The sequence below is a fragment of the Ruminococcus bovis genome, from assembly GCF_005601135.1.
Taxonomy (GTDB): domain Bacteria; phylum Bacillota; class Clostridia; order Oscillospirales; family Acutalibacteraceae; genus Ruminococcoides; species Ruminococcoides bovis.
This window is the reverse complement of the sequence record NZ_CP039381.1, coordinates 2,396,702-2,414,130: the sequence shown is the minus strand read 5'-3', so window position 1 is coordinate 2,414,130 and position 17,429 is coordinate 2,396,702. Positions and strand designations below refer to the sequence as shown.

The 17,429-nt window shown below is 34.3% G+C and carries 20 protein-coding genes, 1 tRNA gene and 1 riboswitch; of the genes, 18 read left to right on the top strand and 3 right to left on the bottom strand.

Going from position 1 to position 17,429, the window contains the following annotated elements:
* Positions 1 to 7 precede the first annotated feature (7 nt).
* The 8 genes from E5Z56_RS11445 (at position 8) to E5Z56_RS11410 (ending at position 6,421) form a co-directional block, all read left to right on the top strand.
* Positions 8 to 712: a hypothetical protein gene (locus E5Z56_RS11445; RefSeq protein WP_138157900.1), complete on the top strand. Its 705-nt coding sequence runs from the start codon at positions 8 to 10 to the stop codon at positions 710 to 712.
* 10 nt (positions 713 to 722) lie between these two features.
* Complete coding sequence (gene ybaK / locus E5Z56_RS11440; protein ID WP_022506115.1) at positions 723 to 1,208, top strand: Cys-tRNA(Pro) deacylase; 486 nt, start codon at positions 723 to 725, stop codon at positions 1,206 to 1,208.
* 38 nt (positions 1,209 to 1,246) lie between these two features.
* A tRNA-Ala gene (locus E5Z56_RS11435) sits at positions 1,247 to 1,322 on the top strand.
* Positions 1,323 to 1,469: 147 nt separating this feature from the next.
* A riboswitch (TPP riboswitch) is annotated at positions 1,470 to 1,574 on the top strand.
* A gap of 58 nt (positions 1,575 to 1,632) precedes the next feature.
* On the top strand, positions 1,633 to 1,827 hold the full coding sequence (gene thiS / locus E5Z56_RS11430; RefSeq protein WP_138157899.1) for a sulfur carrier protein ThiS: 195 nt from the start codon (positions 1,633 to 1,635) through the stop codon (positions 1,825 to 1,827).
* 54 nt (positions 1,828 to 1,881) lie between these two features.
* Positions 1,882 to 2,652 (top strand): thiazole synthase, encoded by a 771-nt coding sequence (locus E5Z56_RS11425; RefSeq protein ID WP_138157898.1) that lies wholly within the window; start codon positions 1,882 to 1,884, stop codon positions 2,650 to 2,652.
* 13 nt (positions 2,653 to 2,665) lie between these two features.
* Positions 2,666 to 3,919: a 2-iminoacetate synthase ThiH gene (gene thiH / locus E5Z56_RS11420; RefSeq protein WP_138157897.1), complete on the top strand. Its 1,254-nt coding sequence runs from the start codon at positions 2,666 to 2,668 to the stop codon at positions 3,917 to 3,919.
* Positions 3,912 to 4,505 carry a thiamine phosphate synthase gene (locus E5Z56_RS11415; RefSeq protein WP_138157896.1) on the top strand — a complete coding sequence of 198 codons (594 nt, stop codon included), beginning with the start codon at positions 3,912 to 3,914 and terminating at the stop codon, positions 4,503 to 4,505. Before thiH ends, E5Z56_RS11415 begins: the two co-directional genes overlap by 8 nt.
* Before the next feature lie 269 nt (positions 4,506 to 4,774).
* Positions 4,775 to 6,421 (top strand): PASTA domain-containing protein, encoded by a 1,647-nt coding sequence (locus tag E5Z56_RS11410; RefSeq protein WP_138157895.1) that lies wholly within the window; start codon positions 4,775 to 4,777, stop codon positions 6,419 to 6,421.
* 43 nt (positions 6,422 to 6,464) lie between these two features.
* Here E5Z56_RS11410 and E5Z56_RS11975 read toward each other — a convergent pair whose 3' ends face one another.
* Complete coding sequence (locus E5Z56_RS11975; protein WP_232842450.1) at positions 6,465 to 7,106, bottom strand: helix-turn-helix domain-containing protein; 642 nt, start codon at positions 7,104 to 7,106, stop codon at positions 6,465 to 6,467.
* A 64-nt stretch (positions 7,107 to 7,170) separates the two neighbouring features.
* Between E5Z56_RS11975 and E5Z56_RS11400 the strand changes: the two genes are divergently transcribed.
* The 3 genes from E5Z56_RS11400 to E5Z56_RS11390 all read left to right on the top strand — a co-directional run bounded on the left by E5Z56_RS11400 (position 7,171) and on the right by E5Z56_RS11390 (position 9,673).
* Positions 7,171 to 7,803: a histidine phosphatase family protein gene (locus E5Z56_RS11400; protein WP_138157894.1), complete on the top strand. Its 633-nt coding sequence runs from the start codon at positions 7,171 to 7,173 to the stop codon at positions 7,801 to 7,803.
* A 67-nt stretch (positions 7,804 to 7,870) separates the two neighbouring features.
* Positions 7,871 to 8,944 carry a 3-isopropylmalate dehydrogenase gene (gene leuB / locus E5Z56_RS11395; protein ID WP_022506124.1) on the top strand — a complete coding sequence of 358 codons (1,074 nt, stop codon included), beginning with the start codon at positions 7,871 to 7,873 and terminating at the stop codon, positions 8,942 to 8,944.
* A gap of 18 nt (positions 8,945 to 8,962) precedes the next feature.
* Positions 8,963 to 9,673: a CpsB/CapC family capsule biosynthesis tyrosine phosphatase gene (locus E5Z56_RS11390; RefSeq protein WP_138157893.1), complete on the top strand. Its 711-nt coding sequence runs from the start codon at positions 8,963 to 8,965 to the stop codon at positions 9,671 to 9,673.
* A 54-nt stretch (positions 9,674 to 9,727) separates the two neighbouring features.
* On the opposite strand, the gene hisF is transcribed toward E5Z56_RS11390, so the two are convergent.
* On the bottom strand, positions 9,728 to 10,483 hold the full coding sequence (gene hisF / locus E5Z56_RS11385) for an imidazole glycerol phosphate synthase subunit HisF (RefSeq protein WP_138157892.1): 756 nt from the start codon (positions 10,481 to 10,483) through the stop codon (positions 9,728 to 9,730).
* A complete protein-coding gene (hisH, locus tag E5Z56_RS11380; RefSeq protein ID WP_138157891.1) occupies positions 10,483 to 11,097 on the bottom strand; it encodes an imidazole glycerol phosphate synthase subunit HisH in 615 nt (204 codons plus the stop codon). The genes hisF and hisH overlap by 1 nt, the downstream gene beginning before the upstream one ends.
* A 209-nt stretch (positions 11,098 to 11,306) precedes the next feature.
* Between hisH and E5Z56_RS11375 the strand changes: the two genes are divergently transcribed.
* The 7 genes from E5Z56_RS11375 to E5Z56_RS11350 all read left to right on the top strand — a co-directional run bounded on the left by E5Z56_RS11375 (position 11,307) and on the right by E5Z56_RS11350 (position 17,425).
* Positions 11,307 to 12,185: a MurR/RpiR family transcriptional regulator gene (locus E5Z56_RS11375; protein ID WP_138157890.1), complete on the top strand. Its 879-nt coding sequence runs from the start codon at positions 11,307 to 11,309 to the stop codon at positions 12,183 to 12,185.
* A gap of 1 nt (position 12,186) precedes the next feature.
* Positions 12,187 to 13,239 (top strand): BaiN/RdsA family NAD(P)/FAD-dependent oxidoreductase, encoded by a 1,053-nt coding sequence (locus E5Z56_RS11370; protein WP_332870309.1) that lies wholly within the window; start codon positions 12,187 to 12,189, stop codon positions 13,237 to 13,239.
* A 41-nt stretch (positions 13,240 to 13,280) separates the two neighbouring features.
* Positions 13,281 to 13,421, top strand: coding sequence for an NAD(P)/FAD-dependent oxidoreductase (locus E5Z56_RS12270; RefSeq protein ID WP_408638797.1), 141 nt, complete (start codon positions 13,281 to 13,283; stop codon positions 13,419 to 13,421).
* A 4-nt stretch (positions 13,422 to 13,425) separates the two neighbouring features.
* Complete coding sequence (gene cmk, locus E5Z56_RS11365; RefSeq protein WP_138157889.1) at positions 13,426 to 14,094, top strand: (d)CMP kinase; 669 nt, start codon at positions 13,426 to 13,428, stop codon at positions 14,092 to 14,094.
* Positions 14,094 to 14,777 carry a lysophospholipid acyltransferase family protein gene (locus E5Z56_RS11360; protein ID WP_138157888.1) on the top strand — a complete coding sequence of 228 codons (684 nt, stop codon included), beginning with the start codon at positions 14,094 to 14,096 and terminating at the stop codon, positions 14,775 to 14,777. Before cmk ends, E5Z56_RS11360 begins: the two co-directional genes overlap by 1 nt.
* Complete coding sequence (locus E5Z56_RS11355; protein ID WP_138157887.1) at positions 14,777 to 16,753, top strand: bifunctional 4-hydroxy-3-methylbut-2-enyl diphosphate reductase/30S ribosomal protein S1; 1,977 nt, start codon at positions 14,777 to 14,779, stop codon at positions 16,751 to 16,753. The genes E5Z56_RS11360 and E5Z56_RS11355 overlap by 1 nt, the downstream gene beginning before the upstream one ends.
* Positions 16,754 to 16,873: 120 nt before the next feature.
* Positions 16,874 to 17,425 carry a TIGR01440 family protein gene (locus tag E5Z56_RS11350; RefSeq protein ID WP_022506133.1) on the top strand — a complete coding sequence of 184 codons (552 nt, stop codon included), beginning with the start codon at positions 16,874 to 16,876 and terminating at the stop codon, positions 17,423 to 17,425.
* Positions 17,426 to 17,429 lie beyond the last annotated feature (4 nt).

Here is a 17,429-nt window from a genome sequence, read left to right as displayed (position 1 = left end):
GGTTTTTATGCTATATAATATGTGTGGTTTAAATGTTTATTATGAACCAAAATATAAACAGACAATTACTCGTTCTGAAAAATATTTAGCAAAAAATCAAAATTTAAAACCAGACATAACTCTTAATGTTACAGAAGAAAGGATAGATAACTATATCCTTTCTTTTCCTCATATATCAAGGTCACTTGCTGAGTATGTAATTTATGGAATGTTATTTTATGAAGCAATCTTAGATTATGACGGAATACTTCTTCATTCATCAGCAATATCTGTTGATAATGAAGCCTATCTTTTTACTGCAAATAGTGGTACAGGAAAGTCTACCCATTGTGCTTTGTGGATGAAATATTTTGGTGACAGAGCCGTTATGATAAATGACGACAAACCGGTTATCAGAATAATTGATAATAAGATATATGCTTGTGGTACACCTTTTTCAGGTAAACACGATATAAATAAAAATATTTTAGTGCCACTAAAGGGTATTTGTTGTATTAACCAAGGCAAAGAAAATGTTATCAATAAAATAACTACCAAGAAAGCTATAGGAAAGTTCCTGCCACAAACACTTTGCATTAATGATAAACAGAAAATGTCAAGTTTATTAACTGTTCTTGATAAAGTTCTCAGCAATGTAAATGTGTATGAGCTGTTTTGTGATATTTCTGAAGACGCAGTAAAAACATCTTATAATATGATGAGCAAAAATTAGTGGTGATATTATGGCAAAGAAACAAGAAAAAACTAATGTAATGAGAATTCTTGACCAAAAGAAAATTGAGTATTCTCACTATGCTTATGATAATACAAAACTTAACGCAGAAGAAGTAGCAAATGCTCTTAATCAAGAAGTAGGCAAGGTTTTTAAAACACTTGTAACTGTTGGTAAAAGTAAAGAACATTATGTATTTGTTGTACCGGCAAATAAAGAACTTGATTTAAAGAAAGCTGCCAAAGTTGCAAAAGAAAAGTCAATAGAGATGATTCACCAAAAAGAACTTTTACCACTAACAGGATATATCCATGGTGGTTGTTCACCAATCGGTATGAAAAAGCAGTTTAAAACTTTTATCCATAAAACTGCCAATGACTATGATACTATCTACTTTTCAGCAGGTAGGGTAGGTAACCAGGTTGAGTTGCCACTATCTTCATTACAAAAGGTAATTCCTGTTGAAGTAGCAGATATTATAAAAGATAATTCTTGATTTTTTCATTACCTTGTGATAGAATTATCTTATCGAATGGGGATGTAGCTCAGCTGGGAGAGTACCACAATGGCATTGTGGGAGTCGAGGGTTCGAGCCCCTTCATCTCCACCAAAGAAAAGCCCATAGGTAAGCCACTTTTAGCTAACCTATGGGTGTTTTTTTATTTCTTTAAAAGAAAACGGCGAAAAAACGGCGTAAAAAGTAAAATAAAATTATATACTATTGAAAATAATAATAAATAAGAGTATAATATTATTAAAGTAAAATTATGGGAGCTTGTGTTACAGGCTGAGAGGAAGATATAATCTTCGACCAATACCTGATTTGGATAATGCCAACGTAGGGATATATTGATTAATGTATTTTGAGAAGTTACCCAAACATAGGGTAGCTTCTTTTTTTACTTGTAGGAGGTGTAAAAGTGGTAACAATTAACGGTAAAGAAGTTGATATGTCAGGAAAAACTGTTTCACAGTATCTTGAAATTGCAAATTATAACCCAAAGACTATTGCAGTTGAATGTAATGAAGTGATTATCTCAAAGGCTGATTATGATGAAACTGTACTAAAAGACGGTGATGTAGTAGAAGTTGTTAGCTTTATGGGTGGAGGTTAATTTTTTTAAGAAAAATAAAACAAACTTGATATACATTGAAAGAAGGAAATTATAATGGAAAATGATAAACTTATCATTGGTGGTCATGAATTTAACTCAAGATTTATTTTAGGTTCAGGTAAGTATTCTATGAAACTTATTGACTCAGCTATTAAGGATGCCGGTGCTGAAATTATTACACTTGCAGTTCGTAGAGCAAATACTAAGGAACAAGAAAATATACTTGATTATATTCCAAAGGGTGTTACATTACTACCTAATACAAGTGGTGCAAGAAATGCTGATGAAGCAGTAAGAATTGCAAGACTAGCCAGAGAACTTGGTTGTGGTAACTTTGTAAAGATTGAAATTATGAGAGATAGTAAGTACCTACTTCCTGATAACCAAGAAACTATTAAGGCTACAGAAATTCTGGCAAAAGAGGGTTTTGTTGTAATGCCTTATATGTATCCTGACCTAAATGTTGCTCGTGATTTAGTTAATGCCGGTGCAGCATCAATTATGCCTTTAGCTTCACCAATCGGTTCAAATAAAGGCTTAGCTACTAAAGACTTTATTCAAATTCTAATTGATGAAATTGATTTACCTATTATTGTAGATGCCGGTATCGGTAAACCTTCTCAGGCTTGTGAAGCAATGGAAATGGGTGCATCTGCAATTATGGCAAATACAGCTTTAGCTACTGCCGGTGATTTACCATTAATGGCATCAGCATTTAAGAATGCTATTGAAGCCGGTAGAAAGGCATATCTATCAGGATTAGGCAGAGTTCTGACTCGTGGTGCATCTTCTTCAGACCCATTAACAGGTTTCTTGCGTAACTAAGAGGTGACTACTAATGGAAAATGAATTTTTAATTGACTCAGAGTTTTTGTCACCAAAAGCACTTGAGAAGAAACATAGACTGGAGAATGACCCATCATACCGTAAAAATCATATGGAATATATGCCGGGTATGGAAGTTATTGAGTCTGATGTTTGTAAGAATGTAATGGACCATATGAATTCATATGACTATTCAAAATATACTGCAAAAGATGTACGAAAAGCACTTGAACATGAAACTTGTTCTATAGAGGACTTTAAGGCACTTTTATCACCGGCAGCAGAACCATTCCTAGAACAAATGGCTCAAAGAGCAAGAGTAGAAACAAGTAAGCATTTTGGCAATACTGTATATATGTTTACACCGTTATACATAGCAAATTATTGCGAAAACTATTGTGTCTATTGTGGCTTTAACTGTTACAACCATATTAACCGTATGAAACTTTCAATGGAACAAATTGAAAAAGAAATGAAAGTTATTGCCGATAGTGGTATGGAAGAAATTTTAATTCTTACCGGTGAAAGCAGAGGTCAAAGCAATGTAGAGTATATTGGTGAGGCTTGTAAATTAGCACGAAAGTATTTCCGTATGGTAGGACTTGAGATTTACCCTGTAAATACTGATGAATATGAGTATCTTCACAAATGTGGTGCTGACTATGTAACAGTATTCCAAGAAACTTATGATACCGATAAATACGAAACACTTCACCTACTAGGTCATAAGAGAGTATGGCCATACCGTTTTGATGCTCAAGAAAGAGCATTAAGAGGTGGTATGAGAGGTGTTGCTTTTTCAGCACTTTTAGGCTTATCAGATTTTAGAAAAGATGCTTTAGCAAGTGCACTTCATGTGTATTATTTACAGAGAAAGTACCCTCATGCAGAAATGTCCTTGTCTTGTCCAAGACTAAGACCGATTATCAATAATGAAAAGATTAATCCACTTGATGTACACGAAACTCAACTTTGCCAAATTCTATGTGCATATCGTATTTTCTTACCATATGTAGGTATTACAGTTTCTTCAAGAGAAAGTGCAGAATTTAGAAACGGTATTGTAAAGATTGCAGCAACAAAAGTTTCTGCCGGTGTATCTACCGGTATCGGTGATCACGAAAGTAAGTATAGTGGTAAAGAAACAGAAGAAGAACAAGGTGATGAACAGTTTGAAATTAATGATAACCGTAGCCTAAAGAAAATGTATGATGAAATTACAGTTGAAGGCTTGCAACCTGTTCTAAATGATTACCTATATGTCTGATATTATTGTTATTACCAACAGTTCAATCTGTGAAGAAGATTACTTATTACGCATAGAAAAATTAGCAAAAGCAAAACCTAAGGCAATTGTACTTAGAGAAAAACATTTGCCGGAAAGTGACTATGAAGATTTAGCTAAAAAGGTAATTGAAATTTGCAATAAATATAATACTCAATGTATCTTGCATAATTTTCCTAAAGTTGCAGAAAAGCTAAATCATGATGCTTTGCATTTACCTTTGCATATTCTTGCAACACTTACTGATAAAGAAAAATCACAGTACAAAATTTTAGGTGCATCTTGTCATTCGGTAGAAGATGCAGTAAAAGCCCGGAAACTTGGTTGTACCTATATTACAGCAGGTCATATTTTTGATACTGATTGCAAGAAAGGTTTGCCGGGTAGAGGACTTGATTTTCTAAAAGAAGTTTGCAGAAGTGTTTCAATCCCTGTATATGCAATAGGTGGTATCTCACCGGAAAACTTTTCAAAGATTAGAAATGCCGGTGCAAGTGGTGGTTGTATAATGAGCAGTGCAATGAATTGTACTAATCCACAAGAATATCTAAATTCTTTTACAGAATAATAAATTATATAATAAATCCATTAGTAGGAAAGATACAACCTATTAGTGGATTTTATTTTTATTATTAAAAGTTCTATAAATAAGCTATATGTATATAATAATAAATAATACAAAATTTGACAGAGAAAAGAAAAAATCACCTATTAGTTAACAAAACTGTAACATCAAAAGGTAATAAATTTTCTTGAATATGTACCTTTACTATGATATAATGTTTTAAGCATTAAACTAAGATAATAGTGTAAAAATAACTAAAAGGAGTGAGAAGTATGGCACTATGTATGGGCTGTATGAAAGAAATAGGCGATGAACAAATCTGTCCTGATTGCGGCTTTAATAATACAGAAACTCAGCCAGAACCTTTCCTAGGTTTTCATACTGTTTTAAAAGATAGATATATTGTTGGTAGAGGTATCGACACAAATGGTGAAAGTACCCGTTACCTAGGTTATGATAAAGAAGAAAAGAAGAAAGTTATTATCAGAGAATTCCTACCAATCGGTATTTTTGACCGTTCAAAAGGTGAGAAAGACCTTGTTGTAGGATATAACGATGAAACTGTTTTCAAGAACTTGCGTTCTAACTTTATTTCATATTACAAGATTGTACAAGAACTTAATAATATGTCAGTAATGATTAAAATTCTTGATATATTTGAAGAGAACAATACTGCATATGAAATTGAAGAATATCTTGAACTGAACCACTTTGAAGATTATCTAAAGAGAAATAACGGACAACTTGAATGGGAAGTTGCAAGACCACTGTTTATGCCACTTATCTCTGCTTTAGAGTCACTTCATAAGAGAGGTATCGGTCACTACGCAGTTTCACCATCAAACCTATACATAACTAAAGACGGCAAACTTAAACTTTCAGGTTTCTGTACTGCTATGGAAAGAAAGAGAGGTACTCCACTAAAGAGTCAGCTTTATAGTGGTTGTGCTGCTCCTGAACAATACGAAAAGAACTTTACTCTTGATATTGTTACCGAAATTTATGGCTTTACAGCAACACTTTTCCATACATTAACAGGTCATGTTCCTGCTAATGCAAGAGAAAGACTAAAGGATAGTAGTCTGCTTATGAGTACTAATACTGTTAAGAGATTACCTCCTCATGTTGTTACTGCTTTAGCAAACGGTTTACAGGTTGACAGAAAAGAAAGAATTGCAGATTTTGATGAACTTAGAAGTCAGCTTTCTGTTGCTCCGACTGCTCAGGCAATTCAAGAAGAAATCAGCAAAACTGCAAGTCTATCCGACCCAAGTAAACAACAAAAAGAAGAAAAGAAAAATAACGAAAACAAGAAAGTTACTTTAATTGCAGCACTTATTTCTCTTGTAGTATTTGTTGGTATTGGTGCAGTACTTGTTGCTACTAACTGTTTTGGTTTAGTAAATGGCAACCATGGTGGTGTTCAAGATACAACTGCTACAAAGGCATGGAGTGGTCCGGTAGTAGATAACTTTGTTGGTAAGAAATATTCATCAGTAAAAAGTCAGCTAAAGGGTTCTGATAAATATATTATCAATATTAACTCAGAAGAAAAGTTTAGCGATAATATAGAAGAAGGTTATATTTGTGAACAAACACCGGCTGCCGGTACACCAATTACTTCCGAAGATGAAGCAGTAAATATCAGCCTAACAATCAGTAAAGGTGCTAAGATGAGAACTTTACCTGATATTGCCGGTAAGGATATTAAGACAGTTGCAACAATGCTTGCAGATACAGGTGTACTTGTAATGCAAGAAACCGAGTATAACTCAAAGTATCCTAACAATACTGTAATCGACTATAAGAACCTAAAGTCAGGTGACCAAATCGAATACGGTAAAACTGTTACAATTAAGGTTTCTTTAGGTGCTGAACCAACTTCAACTGAACCAAATACAGGTTCTGCCGATAACTAATTTAAACTAAAAAAGGTGGGATAAATTCCCACCTTTTATAATATTATTTTTTGATTATTCTTTCTGTGTTGTGAACAAGGTTAAATACAGAACTGGCTATATCATCATATTTTTTATTGATAATATCGTAGGAGAGATAAACTTTGTTTTCATTTCTTCTACTTTTGCTAAATTCATTTATTTTGTCTGTTAGCCTACCTTTTCTGTGCTGATAAGTAGCCTCGGAATAACAGTTGCAACTTTCTTTAGTAAGTGTAAAGAATTCCTCATTATTAAGATTGTTGTTTCTGTAAAGTAGTCTTATTACATTGTAAATACTACACATTAACATTTCTGTGGTGCATCTTGTAATATCTCTGTGGTTCATTTCCGAGAGAATTCTGTAGGTAAAATCAATACTGTCCATTATGATTTTTTCACTTGGATTTTCAGCAGTTATTGTTTTTTTAGTGCCATCACTAATAGCAATAACATCTCTTTCACTTGTTCTGCCAAGAAGATAATCACAACTAACATTATAGTAATCAGCCACTTTTACAACAAAGTCAAGACCACATTCTCTGATACCTTTTTCATAGTGGGAGAGAAGTGCTTGACTGATTCCTAAGTCACTTGAGGCTTGCTTTTGGCTGATTCCTTTTTCTTTTCTAAGATAACTGATAATACTACCAAATGTATTATTCATATAATCACATCCTTATACTATGAGTATAATACAAAATAAACTATTTGTAAAGATTGGAGTAATTATGAAATCATACTATATACACTTTATCTGTCACGGAAATATTGATGAAACTCATAAAGGTAAATATATAGGTACAACCAATGTTCCACTTTCCGATAAAGGCAAAATGGAGCTTAAGAAACTTGACCACAATATGAAGTACCCAGGTGCAACTGCACTGTTTACCAGTCCATTAAAAAGATGTAAAGAAACTTGTGAGATTCTTTATCCTAATATGAAACCTATTGTTATTGACCAACTTTCTGAATGTAACTTTGGTGAATGGGAAGGCAAAACTGCTGATGAGTTAAAGGATGATGAACTGTTTAAACAGTGGATTGGTGGCAGTAGCGAAGTGAAACCACCACATGGCGAAAGCTCAGCAGACTTTACAAGAAGAATTTGTCATATGTTTGAGGATATTGTTACAGGTCTTATGAAAACCGGTACAACTGATGCAATTATTGTAACTCATGGTGGTGTAATTATGACACTACTTGCTATTTACGGTTTGCCACAGGCTAAGCCATTTGATTGGGTAATGGATGGTGGTTACGGTTATTCTATCCGTATTACTCCAATGTTGTGGCAGAGAGATAAAGTATCGGAAGTGTTCCAAAAAATCCCTCTACCTAAGGAAGATGATGAGGAATAATATTTACATATGTATTTTTTTGTGATATTATATTAACAGAGTTTTTTAATAAAGAAGGAGATTAAAAATGAATAAGTACAATATTTGTCTATTAAAGGGCGATGGTATCGGTCCTGAAATTGTTAATGAAGCAGTTAAGGTACTTGATTGTGTTGCTGATAAATATGGTTTTCAGGTAAATTATGATGAGGCTCTACTAGGTGGCTCAGCAATTGATGCTAAGGGTACTCCACTACCTCAGGAAACTATTGATAAATGTAAAGCATCAGACTCTGTACTTCTTGGTGCAGTTGGTGGTCCTAAGTGGGATAAGCTACCAGGTAAAGAAAGACCTGAAGCAGGTCTGTTAGGTATTCGTGGTGCATTAGGTCTATTTGCTAACCTACGCCCTGCTGTTATCTTTGAACCACTAAAGAGTGCTTCACCTTTAAAGGATGAAATTATCGGTGATAAGCTTGATGTTATGGTTGTTCGTGAACTAACAGGTGGTATCTACTTTGGCGAAAGAGGTAGAAGAGAAGCTGACGGTGAAGTTGAAGCATACGATACAGAACAGTACAAAGTTTCCGAGATCAAGAGAATTGCTAAGGTAGCTTTTGAAATGGCTATGAAGAGGAACAAAAAGCTTACTTCTGTTGATAAGGCTAATGTTCTTGAAGCATCTCGTTTATGGAGAGAAACAGTAATCGAAATGTCAAAGGATTATCCTGAAGTTGAACTAAACCACCTATATGTTGACAACACAGCTATGCAGCTTGTTATTAACCCAGGTCAGTTTGATGTTATCCTAACAAACAATATCTTTGGTGATATTCTTTCTGATGAAGCATCAATGATTTCTGGTTCTATCGGTATGTTAGCATCAGCATCTTTATCAGATTCTAGCCTAGGTCTATATGAACCTATCCATGGTTCAGCACCTGACATTGCAGGTCAGAATATTGCTAACCCTCTAGCTACAATTCTTTCTGTTGCAATGATGCTAAAGTATTCTCTAAATGAACCAAAGGCTGCTGAAGCTATTGAAAATGCAGTTAATAAGGTTCTTGCAGAAAACAGAACTCCTGATATTTACGAAGAAGGTAAGAACAAGGTTACTTGCTCAGAAATGGGCGACCTAGTTTGTAAGGCTCTTGCATAAGAATTTTTGAGGTATTTTATGAATTTATATGATGTTCATTCACACATTTTGCCACAGATTGATGATGGTGCAGAGAATGTGGATGTTAGTGTCAATATTATAAATACTTTATATAACCAAGGAGTAAGGCATATTTGCCTTACTCCTCATTACTATACCCATCAAGAGAGTATGGAGTCCTTTCTATCTCGTAGGGAAAGTTCCTTTAATTTATTGAAACCAAGTTTACCAAGTGATATAGAATTTTGTCTTGGTGCTGAGGTTTATGTAACGGATATTATAATGAATAACAAGTCGCTAAAGCCTGTTTGTTACGGCAATAGTGATTATATTTTGTTGGAATTTCCTTATTCAACTACCTTTACGGGAAGTTCATATGAATTCTTGTTTAGAATTATAAATCAATATGGTGTAATGCCAATACTAGCTCATATTGAAAGATATGAAAGTTTAATTAAAAATCCTAAATTATTACAGAAACTTTCAAGTGAAGGTGTAATGTTCCAAACAAATGCAGTTTCTTATAAGAATAAAGCACTATTAAGAAAATTTAAAAAACTACTTAATAAGGATTTAATTCACTTTATAGGAAGTGATGCCCATAATATGATTAGAAATTCACCAACAACTTATGGTGAAACATTTGAATTAATAAATAAAAAAGTCGGAGATTTTGCAGTAGATAAAATAAATCAAAATGCAAAAAGACTTTTTGAAATAGCAAAGTAAAAGGCACAACCGTTTATCAGTTGTGCCTTAATTTTATAGTTTGAAATTTTAATATTATAGTCTAACAGAAATATTATTTTCTCTTAAATATTCCTTAAGTTTAGGAATAGGTATTTCACCAAAGTGAAATAGTGATGCTGCAAGAACTGCATCTGCTTTGCCTTTTTCAAAAGCATCAAGGAAGTGTTCATATGCACCTGCACCACCGGAAGCAATAACAGGAATATTTACCTTTTCAGAAATTGCTCTTGTAAGTCCTAGGTCATATCCTTGCTTTTGACCATCTTCATCCATACTGGTTACAAGTAATTCACCTGCACCTCTTTTTTCTGCCTCAATAGCCCATTCTACTGCATCAATACCTGTAGGTGTTCTGCCACCGGCAGTATAAACTTCCCATGAGTCACCTTTTCTCTTAGCATCAATAGCAACAACAACACATTGAGCACCGAATTTATAAGATGCCTCGTTAATAAGTTCAGGTCTGTATACAGCAGCAGAGTTAACAGAAACCTTATCAGCACCTGCTCTTAGCATTGTAGTAAAGTCATCAACTGTACGAATACCACCACCAACTGTAAAAGGAATGAAAATAGAATTTGCAACCTTTTCGACAATATCAACCATAGTATCTCTGCCGTCACTTGTAGCAGTAATATCTAGTAGTACAAGTTCATCAGCACCTTCTTTGTCGTACTGAATAGCAGCTTCAACAGGATTACCGGCATCAACAAGGTTTACAAAACTCATACCTTTAACTACTCTACCGTTTTTTACATCAAGACAAGGAATAATTCTCTTAGCATACATTACTTAACCATCTCCACAAAGTTCTTTAACATTTTTAGTCCAACTTCACCACTTTTTTCAGGGTGGAATTGTGTGGCAATAATATTGCCTTTTTGTACAGCAGCATCAATCTCAACACCATATTGTGTTGTAGCAGCAACAATGTCCTTGTCCTGTGCTTTTAAGTAGAATGAATGTACAAAATATACATAAGGTTCACCTTCAATATCCTTGAAGATACCGTCCTTTTGCTTAATAGAAATATTGTTCCAACCCATATGTGGAATTTTTAAAGTTCTGTTTTGATTAGGAATTCTTGTAATAGTACCCTTGAAAATATCAAGACCCTTTACACCGGGAGTTTCTTCACTTTCAGGGAAAAGAAGTTGAAGTCCAAGACAAATACCTAGGAATGGTTTGCCACTTTTTGTGTATTCAATGATAGTGTCTTTAATACCTCTCTTAGTCATTGTGTCCATTGCATCACCGAATGAACCAACACCGGGAAGAATAGCACCATCAGCATTTAAAATTTCATCTTTATTGTCGGTAACTTTACAGTCAGCACCAATAAATTTCAGTGCTTTGTAAACACTTTGAATGTTACCTGCACCATAGTCAATTATTGCAATCATTATAAATCTTCCTTTCATTAGGATGTGATTATTTTAACATACTAAAGTGTTTTTTGCAAGATTTTGCAATTTATAATTTATATTGTTTCAAAGGCTCATAAACCTACAAAATATTACCATTTATTTTGGTGTAATTTAGATTGAAAAAATTATTTCTTTGTGTTAAAATAAAATTAATTGTGTAAAGATATAAAGAGGTATATAGAATAATGGTTAAACATCTATTAACAAGAATAGAAATGAAAATGGATTCTTTCTCTAAAGGACAAAAAAGAATCGCAATGTATATAGAAGAAAGCTACGATAAAGCAGCTTATATGACTGCTTTAAAGCTAGGTGAAACAGTTGGTGTCTCAGAAAGTACAGTAGTTAGATTTGCTTCTGAACTTGGTTATGAGGGCTATCCTGAATTGCAGAAAGCTATGCAAGAAATGATTAAGGAGAAGTTAACTTCTGTACAGAGAATTGAAGTTACCGAAACAAGAATAGGCGACAATGATGTTCTTACTTCTGTTCTGAATTCCGATATTGACAAAATCAGAAGAACAATTGAAGAAATTTCTCATGATGACTTTAACAATGCAGTAAAAGCACTTTCTAAAGCAAAAGAAATTTATGTTTTTGCAGTTCGTTCAACTTCATCACTTGCAACATTCCTAGGTTATTACCTACAACTGATTTACGGTAATGTACATATTATCAATACAACATCCAAAAGTTCAACATATGAAAATCTATTTAGAATTTCAAAGGATGATGTAATGATTGGTATTAGTTTCCCTAGATATTCCACTACAGCTGTAGAGGCTATGGAATTTGCCAGAGAAAGAGAAGCTGAGGTTATTGCCATTACCGATAGTATGGCTTCACCTTTAGTAGAGTGTGCCAACAATGTACTTATTGCAAGAAGTGATATGGCATCAGTTGTTGACTCTTTGGTAGCACCACTTTCACTAATTAATGCACTGGTTGTTGCTTGTGTACTTGAACAGAAAGAAAAGGTTAAACACACATTCCAAGAGCTTGAAGAAGTTTGGACAAAGCAAGGTGTTTATACTAAACGAGAAAAAGAAAAGGACAATAAATAATATGCCTAATGTAGTTGTAATTGGTGGTGGTGCATCAGGCCTTATGGCTGCCGGTACTGCTGCATATTATGGTGCTAATGTTATATTACTTGAGAAGAATAGCCGTACCGGTAGAAAGATTTTAGTAACCGGTAAGGGAAGATGTAACATTACAAATAACTGTGACAAAGATACATTTATTGCAAATGTTCCTACTAATCCAAGATTTCTATACAGTGCAATTAATAATTTTGATTGCCAAGATACAATAGATTTCTTTAACGATTTAGGACTAGAAACTAAAACTGAAAGAGGAAACAGAGTTTTTCCTGTTTCAGATAAAGCAATGGATGTTGCAGATACACTTTATACTTTTGCAAAGCATAATGGTGTGAAAATCATTGAGTCAACTGCAAAGGTTATTTTAACTTCTGACGGTAAAGTCAGTGGTGTACTTGATACTAAAGGTAATAAGTATGATGCCGATTGTGTAATAATTGCTACCGGTGGTATGAGCTATCCGGGTACAGGCTCAACAGGTGATGGTTATAAATTAGCTAAAACTGTAGGTCATACTATTACAGAAATAAAGCCATCATTAGTGGGCTTAATATCAAGTGATGAATTTTGCAAAGAGCTTCAAGGTCTCTCACTAAAGAATGTTAATCTTACAGCCTATGAAAATGGCAAAGAAATTTTTAGTGAACAAGGTGAAATGCTTTTCACTCATCAGGGTGTATCAGGTCCACTTGTACTTTCAGCAAGTTCTCATATGAGAAATTTTGAAAAGAAAAGTTATAAAATTTCCATTGACCTTAAACCTGCTTTGTCAGAAGAAAAGTTAGATTTAAGACTTCAAAAAGATTTTTCTGAACATAAGAATAATCAAATTAATAATTCACTAGGCAAATTATTGCCTAAGAAGATTATTCCTGTTGTCTTAAAAATGTGGGGCATAGACCCAACTAAAAAATGTAATTCAATTACAAAAGAAGAACGACAGGAACTAAATAAAATTTTAAAGAATTTTACTGTAAAATTAAGTCCCTTGGCAGTATCAAAGAAGCAATTATAACTTCCGGTGGTGTTTCTACCAAAGAAATCAGCCCTAAAACAATGGAAAGCAAAATCCTTTCAGGTTTATTTTTCTGTGGTGAAGTTATTGATGTTGATGCTTATACAGGTGGATTTAACTTGCAAATTGCCTTTTCTACCGGTAGACTTGCAGGATATTACAGTGCTATAAAGGAAGGTTAAAATTATGTCTATTGCTATTGCTATTGATGGACCTGCAGGTGCAGGTAAGTCATCACTATCTAAGGAAGTTGCTAAGGAACTTTCTTTTATTTATGTTGATACAGGTGCTTTGTATAGAACAATCGGTCTTGCAGCATCTCGTAAAGGACTAAAGAAAGAAGATAAAGCAGAGATTATCTCAATGCTTAATGATATTGATGTTAAGCTAAGTTTTAATGATGAAGGTACACAGATTGTTCTACTTAACGGTGAAGATGTTTCAAGTTTTATCAGAACACCTGAAGCCAGTATGTTTGCCTCAGCAGTTTCTGCTATTCCTGAAGTAAGAGCATTTCTTCTTGATTTACAGAGAAATATGGCTAAAAGCGATAATGTTATTATGGATGGCAGAGATATTGGTACAGTTGTTTTACCGGATGCCAAGATTAAAATTTTCTTAACTGCTTCTCCTGAAAAAAGAGCTATGAGAAGACACAAAGAAAATATTGAAAAAGGTATTGATTCAACTTACGAAGAAGTACTAAAAGATGTTAATCAGAGAGATTATCAAGACAGTCATAGAGAAATTGCACCACTAAAACCTGCAGAGGACAGTGTTCTTGTTGATACAAGTGACTATGACTTTGAAGGTTCTAAGGAACTTCTCCTAAGAGTTATAAAGGAGAGAATGTAATGAGTGAACAGAAAAAAGAAACACAGAATGTAACAAACAATGAACCTATAAAAATTAAAGAGCATAAAGCCTTTTATTTTGCTTGTAGAGCTATAGTAATTTGTATTTTTAAGTTGCTATATAGATACACAGTAATCAGAGAATGTGAACTTCCAAAGAACGGTAGTTATATTATTGCATCTAACCATCTTTCAAATACAGACCCTGTATTTGTTGGTTTAACTCATAAACGAAGAGTTTATTTTATGGCAAAAGTAGAATTGTTCAAAAATAAATTTTTTGGTGGACTGATTAAGATACTCGGTGCATTTCCTGTTACAAGAGGTGCAAATGACGGTAAAGCTATTGCAACAGGTGAAGATTTAATCAATGACGGTAAAGTTATGACAATCTTCATTGAAGGTGGCAGAACAAAAACCGGTGAACTTATGAGACCAAGAAGTGGTTGTGCAGTAATTGCCCGTCAAACTAAAGCACCGGTTGTACCAATGTGTATCACAGTTGTCGGTAACAAGAAAAATATTTTTGCAAAGCGTGTTATCCATATTGGTAAACCACTTTCATATGAAGAACTTGGATTCTCAAATGATGAAGAACCATCACCAAGAGAATATAGAGAGGCTTCAAGAATTATTATGGAGCAAATCTCAAAATTTAGAGAAATGGATAGAAAAGATAAGTAATGAGTAAGATTATTGTTGCTGAGTCAGCAGGATTTTGTTTTGGTGTAAATAGAGCAATAAACATTCTCTATAAATTGATTGACGAAAAGAAACCGGCTTGTACTTTAGGTCCTATTATCCATAATATGCAAATGGTTAATGAACTTAGAGAAAAAGGTGTCAGAACAATAGATAAGATTAGTGAAGCTAAAGAGAATGAAACTATTGTAATTCGTTCCCATGGTGTGCCACAGTCTATTGTTGATGAAATTAATGAAAGACATCTTGACTATATTGATGCCACTTGTCCATTTGTTTCTAAAATACATAAAATTGTAAGTGAAACAGATGATGATAGTATAGTTATTATTGCCGGTGACAAGAATCATCCTGAGGTTCAAGGCATAATGGGACACTGTAAGTCAAAGTGTTACACCTTTAAAAATCAAGAGGAATTACAGGAATTATTTAGTATAATTCCTCAAAAGAATTATAAAACTATAAAAATTGTGGCTCAAACTACTTTTGACCTAAAAGAATGGGAAAAAAGTTTAAAAAGTTTGAAAAATGTCTATACAAATACAAAAATTTTTGATACAATATGTAATGCAACGTCTATACGTCAGAGAGAAGCAGCCAATATCTCAAAGTCGGTTGACTTAATGTTTGTTATTGGCGATAAGCACAGTTCCAACTCTTTCAAGCTGTATAGTATCTGTTCATCCAACTGTGAAAATACTTTTTTCATTGAAACAGCTGATGAACTCCCACTTGAAATGGTGAAGAAAGCAGATAGTATTGGCGTAACTGCAGGTGCATCTACACCGGCAAGGATTATTAAGGAGGTACTGGATAAGATGAGTGAAGTAAATACATCCAGCGTAAATGAAAATGAACTAAGCTTTGAGGAGATGCTAGAAGAATCTCTAAAGAGTATGAATACAAATGAGAGGGTTATGGGTACTGTTATGAGCATCGCTCCTAATGGCGATGTATCAGTTGATGTTGGTAGAAAACAGGCTGGTTTTATTCCAAAAGACGAAATTTCATATGACCCAACTGTAACTGCTCAGGATGTTCTAAAGGTTGGCGACGAAGTTGAACTTCTAATTATGAAGACTAACGACCAGGAAGGCACAATTATGCTTTCTAAGAAGAGAGTTGACGCTCAGAAGAATTGGGAAGAACTAGAAGCACTTAACGGTAGCGACGAAATCTTCACAGGTAAGGTTATCGAAGCTGTTAACGGTGGTATCATCGTTATGCTAAAGGGCAACAGAATCTTTATCCCAGCTTCACAGGCTACACTTTCAAGAGATGAAGACCCATCAGCACTAGTTGGTAAGGAAGTACAGTACAGACTTCTAGAAGTTTCAAGAAAGGGCAGAAGAAAGAGAGCTATCGGTTCTATTAAGTCTGTTCTAAAGGAAAAGAGAGCTGAAGAAAAGGCTAAGCTACTAGAAACACTAGCAGTTGGCAACCACTACAAGGGTGTTGTTAAGTCTCTAACAAGCTACGGTGCATTCGTTGACATCGGTGGCGTATATGGTATGATTCACATTAGCGAACTAAGCTGGTCAAGAATTAAGCATCCATCAGAAGTAGTTAATGTTGGTGACGAAGTTGAAGTTTATATTAAGGACATTAACGAAGAAACAAAGAAGATTTCTCTAGGCTATAAGAAGGAAGAAGACAACCCATGGTTCATTCTTAAGAATGAATACCCAGTTGATTCTGTAGTTAAGTGTAAGATTGTTGGTCTAACAACATTCGGTGCATTTGCTAACATTATTCCTGGTATTGACGGTCTAATTCACATTAGCCAGATTGCTAACAAGAGAATCGACAAGCCTCAGGATGTTCTTTCTGTAGGTCAGGAAGTTGAAGCAAAGATTATTGCTATTGACTTTGATAAGAAGAGAGTTTCTCTTTCAATGCGTGCACTTCTACCTGAAGAAGCTGACAAAGCTGAAGATACAGCAGAAGTTGCTGAATAATTGATTTTTGAGAGGCATCTTTATTGATGCCTCTTTTTTGCGAAAAAAGGCACCGTTATGGTGCCTTAATTTGCATTTTATATTTTTATTTTGTGATATATTTTACTTGAGGTGAGTATTATGAAAACAGATGTAAAGTCACAAACAAAAGAAGTATTTGATGAAGTAATTGAAAAGGCAAAGCTAAAGTCCGGTGATATTCTTGTAATCGGTTGTTCAACATCAGAAATTCACGGTAATCCTATGGGTACTGATAGCAACCTTAACCTAGCTAAAGAAGTTTATAGCGTTTTTTATCCAAAGCTAAAGTCAATGGGTGTTTATATGGCAGTACAGTGTTGTGAGCACCTTAACAGAGCTTTAGTAGTAGAAAAGGAACTTGCTGATAAATTATCTTTACCACAGGTAAATGTAATTCCTCAGCCAAAGGCAGGTGGTTCATCAGCAACAACTGCTTATGAACTGTTTGATAACCCTGTAATGGTTGAACATATTAAGGCTGATGCCGGTATTGATATTGGTGGTGTATTAATCGGTATGCACCTAAAAGAAACTGCAGTACCTCTAAAGCTAAAGAATAAATTTATCGGTGAAGCAAGAATTATTGCTGCTCGTACTCGACCAAAGTTTATTGGTGGCGTAAGAGCTGTATATGATGAGAATTTACTTTAGGAGA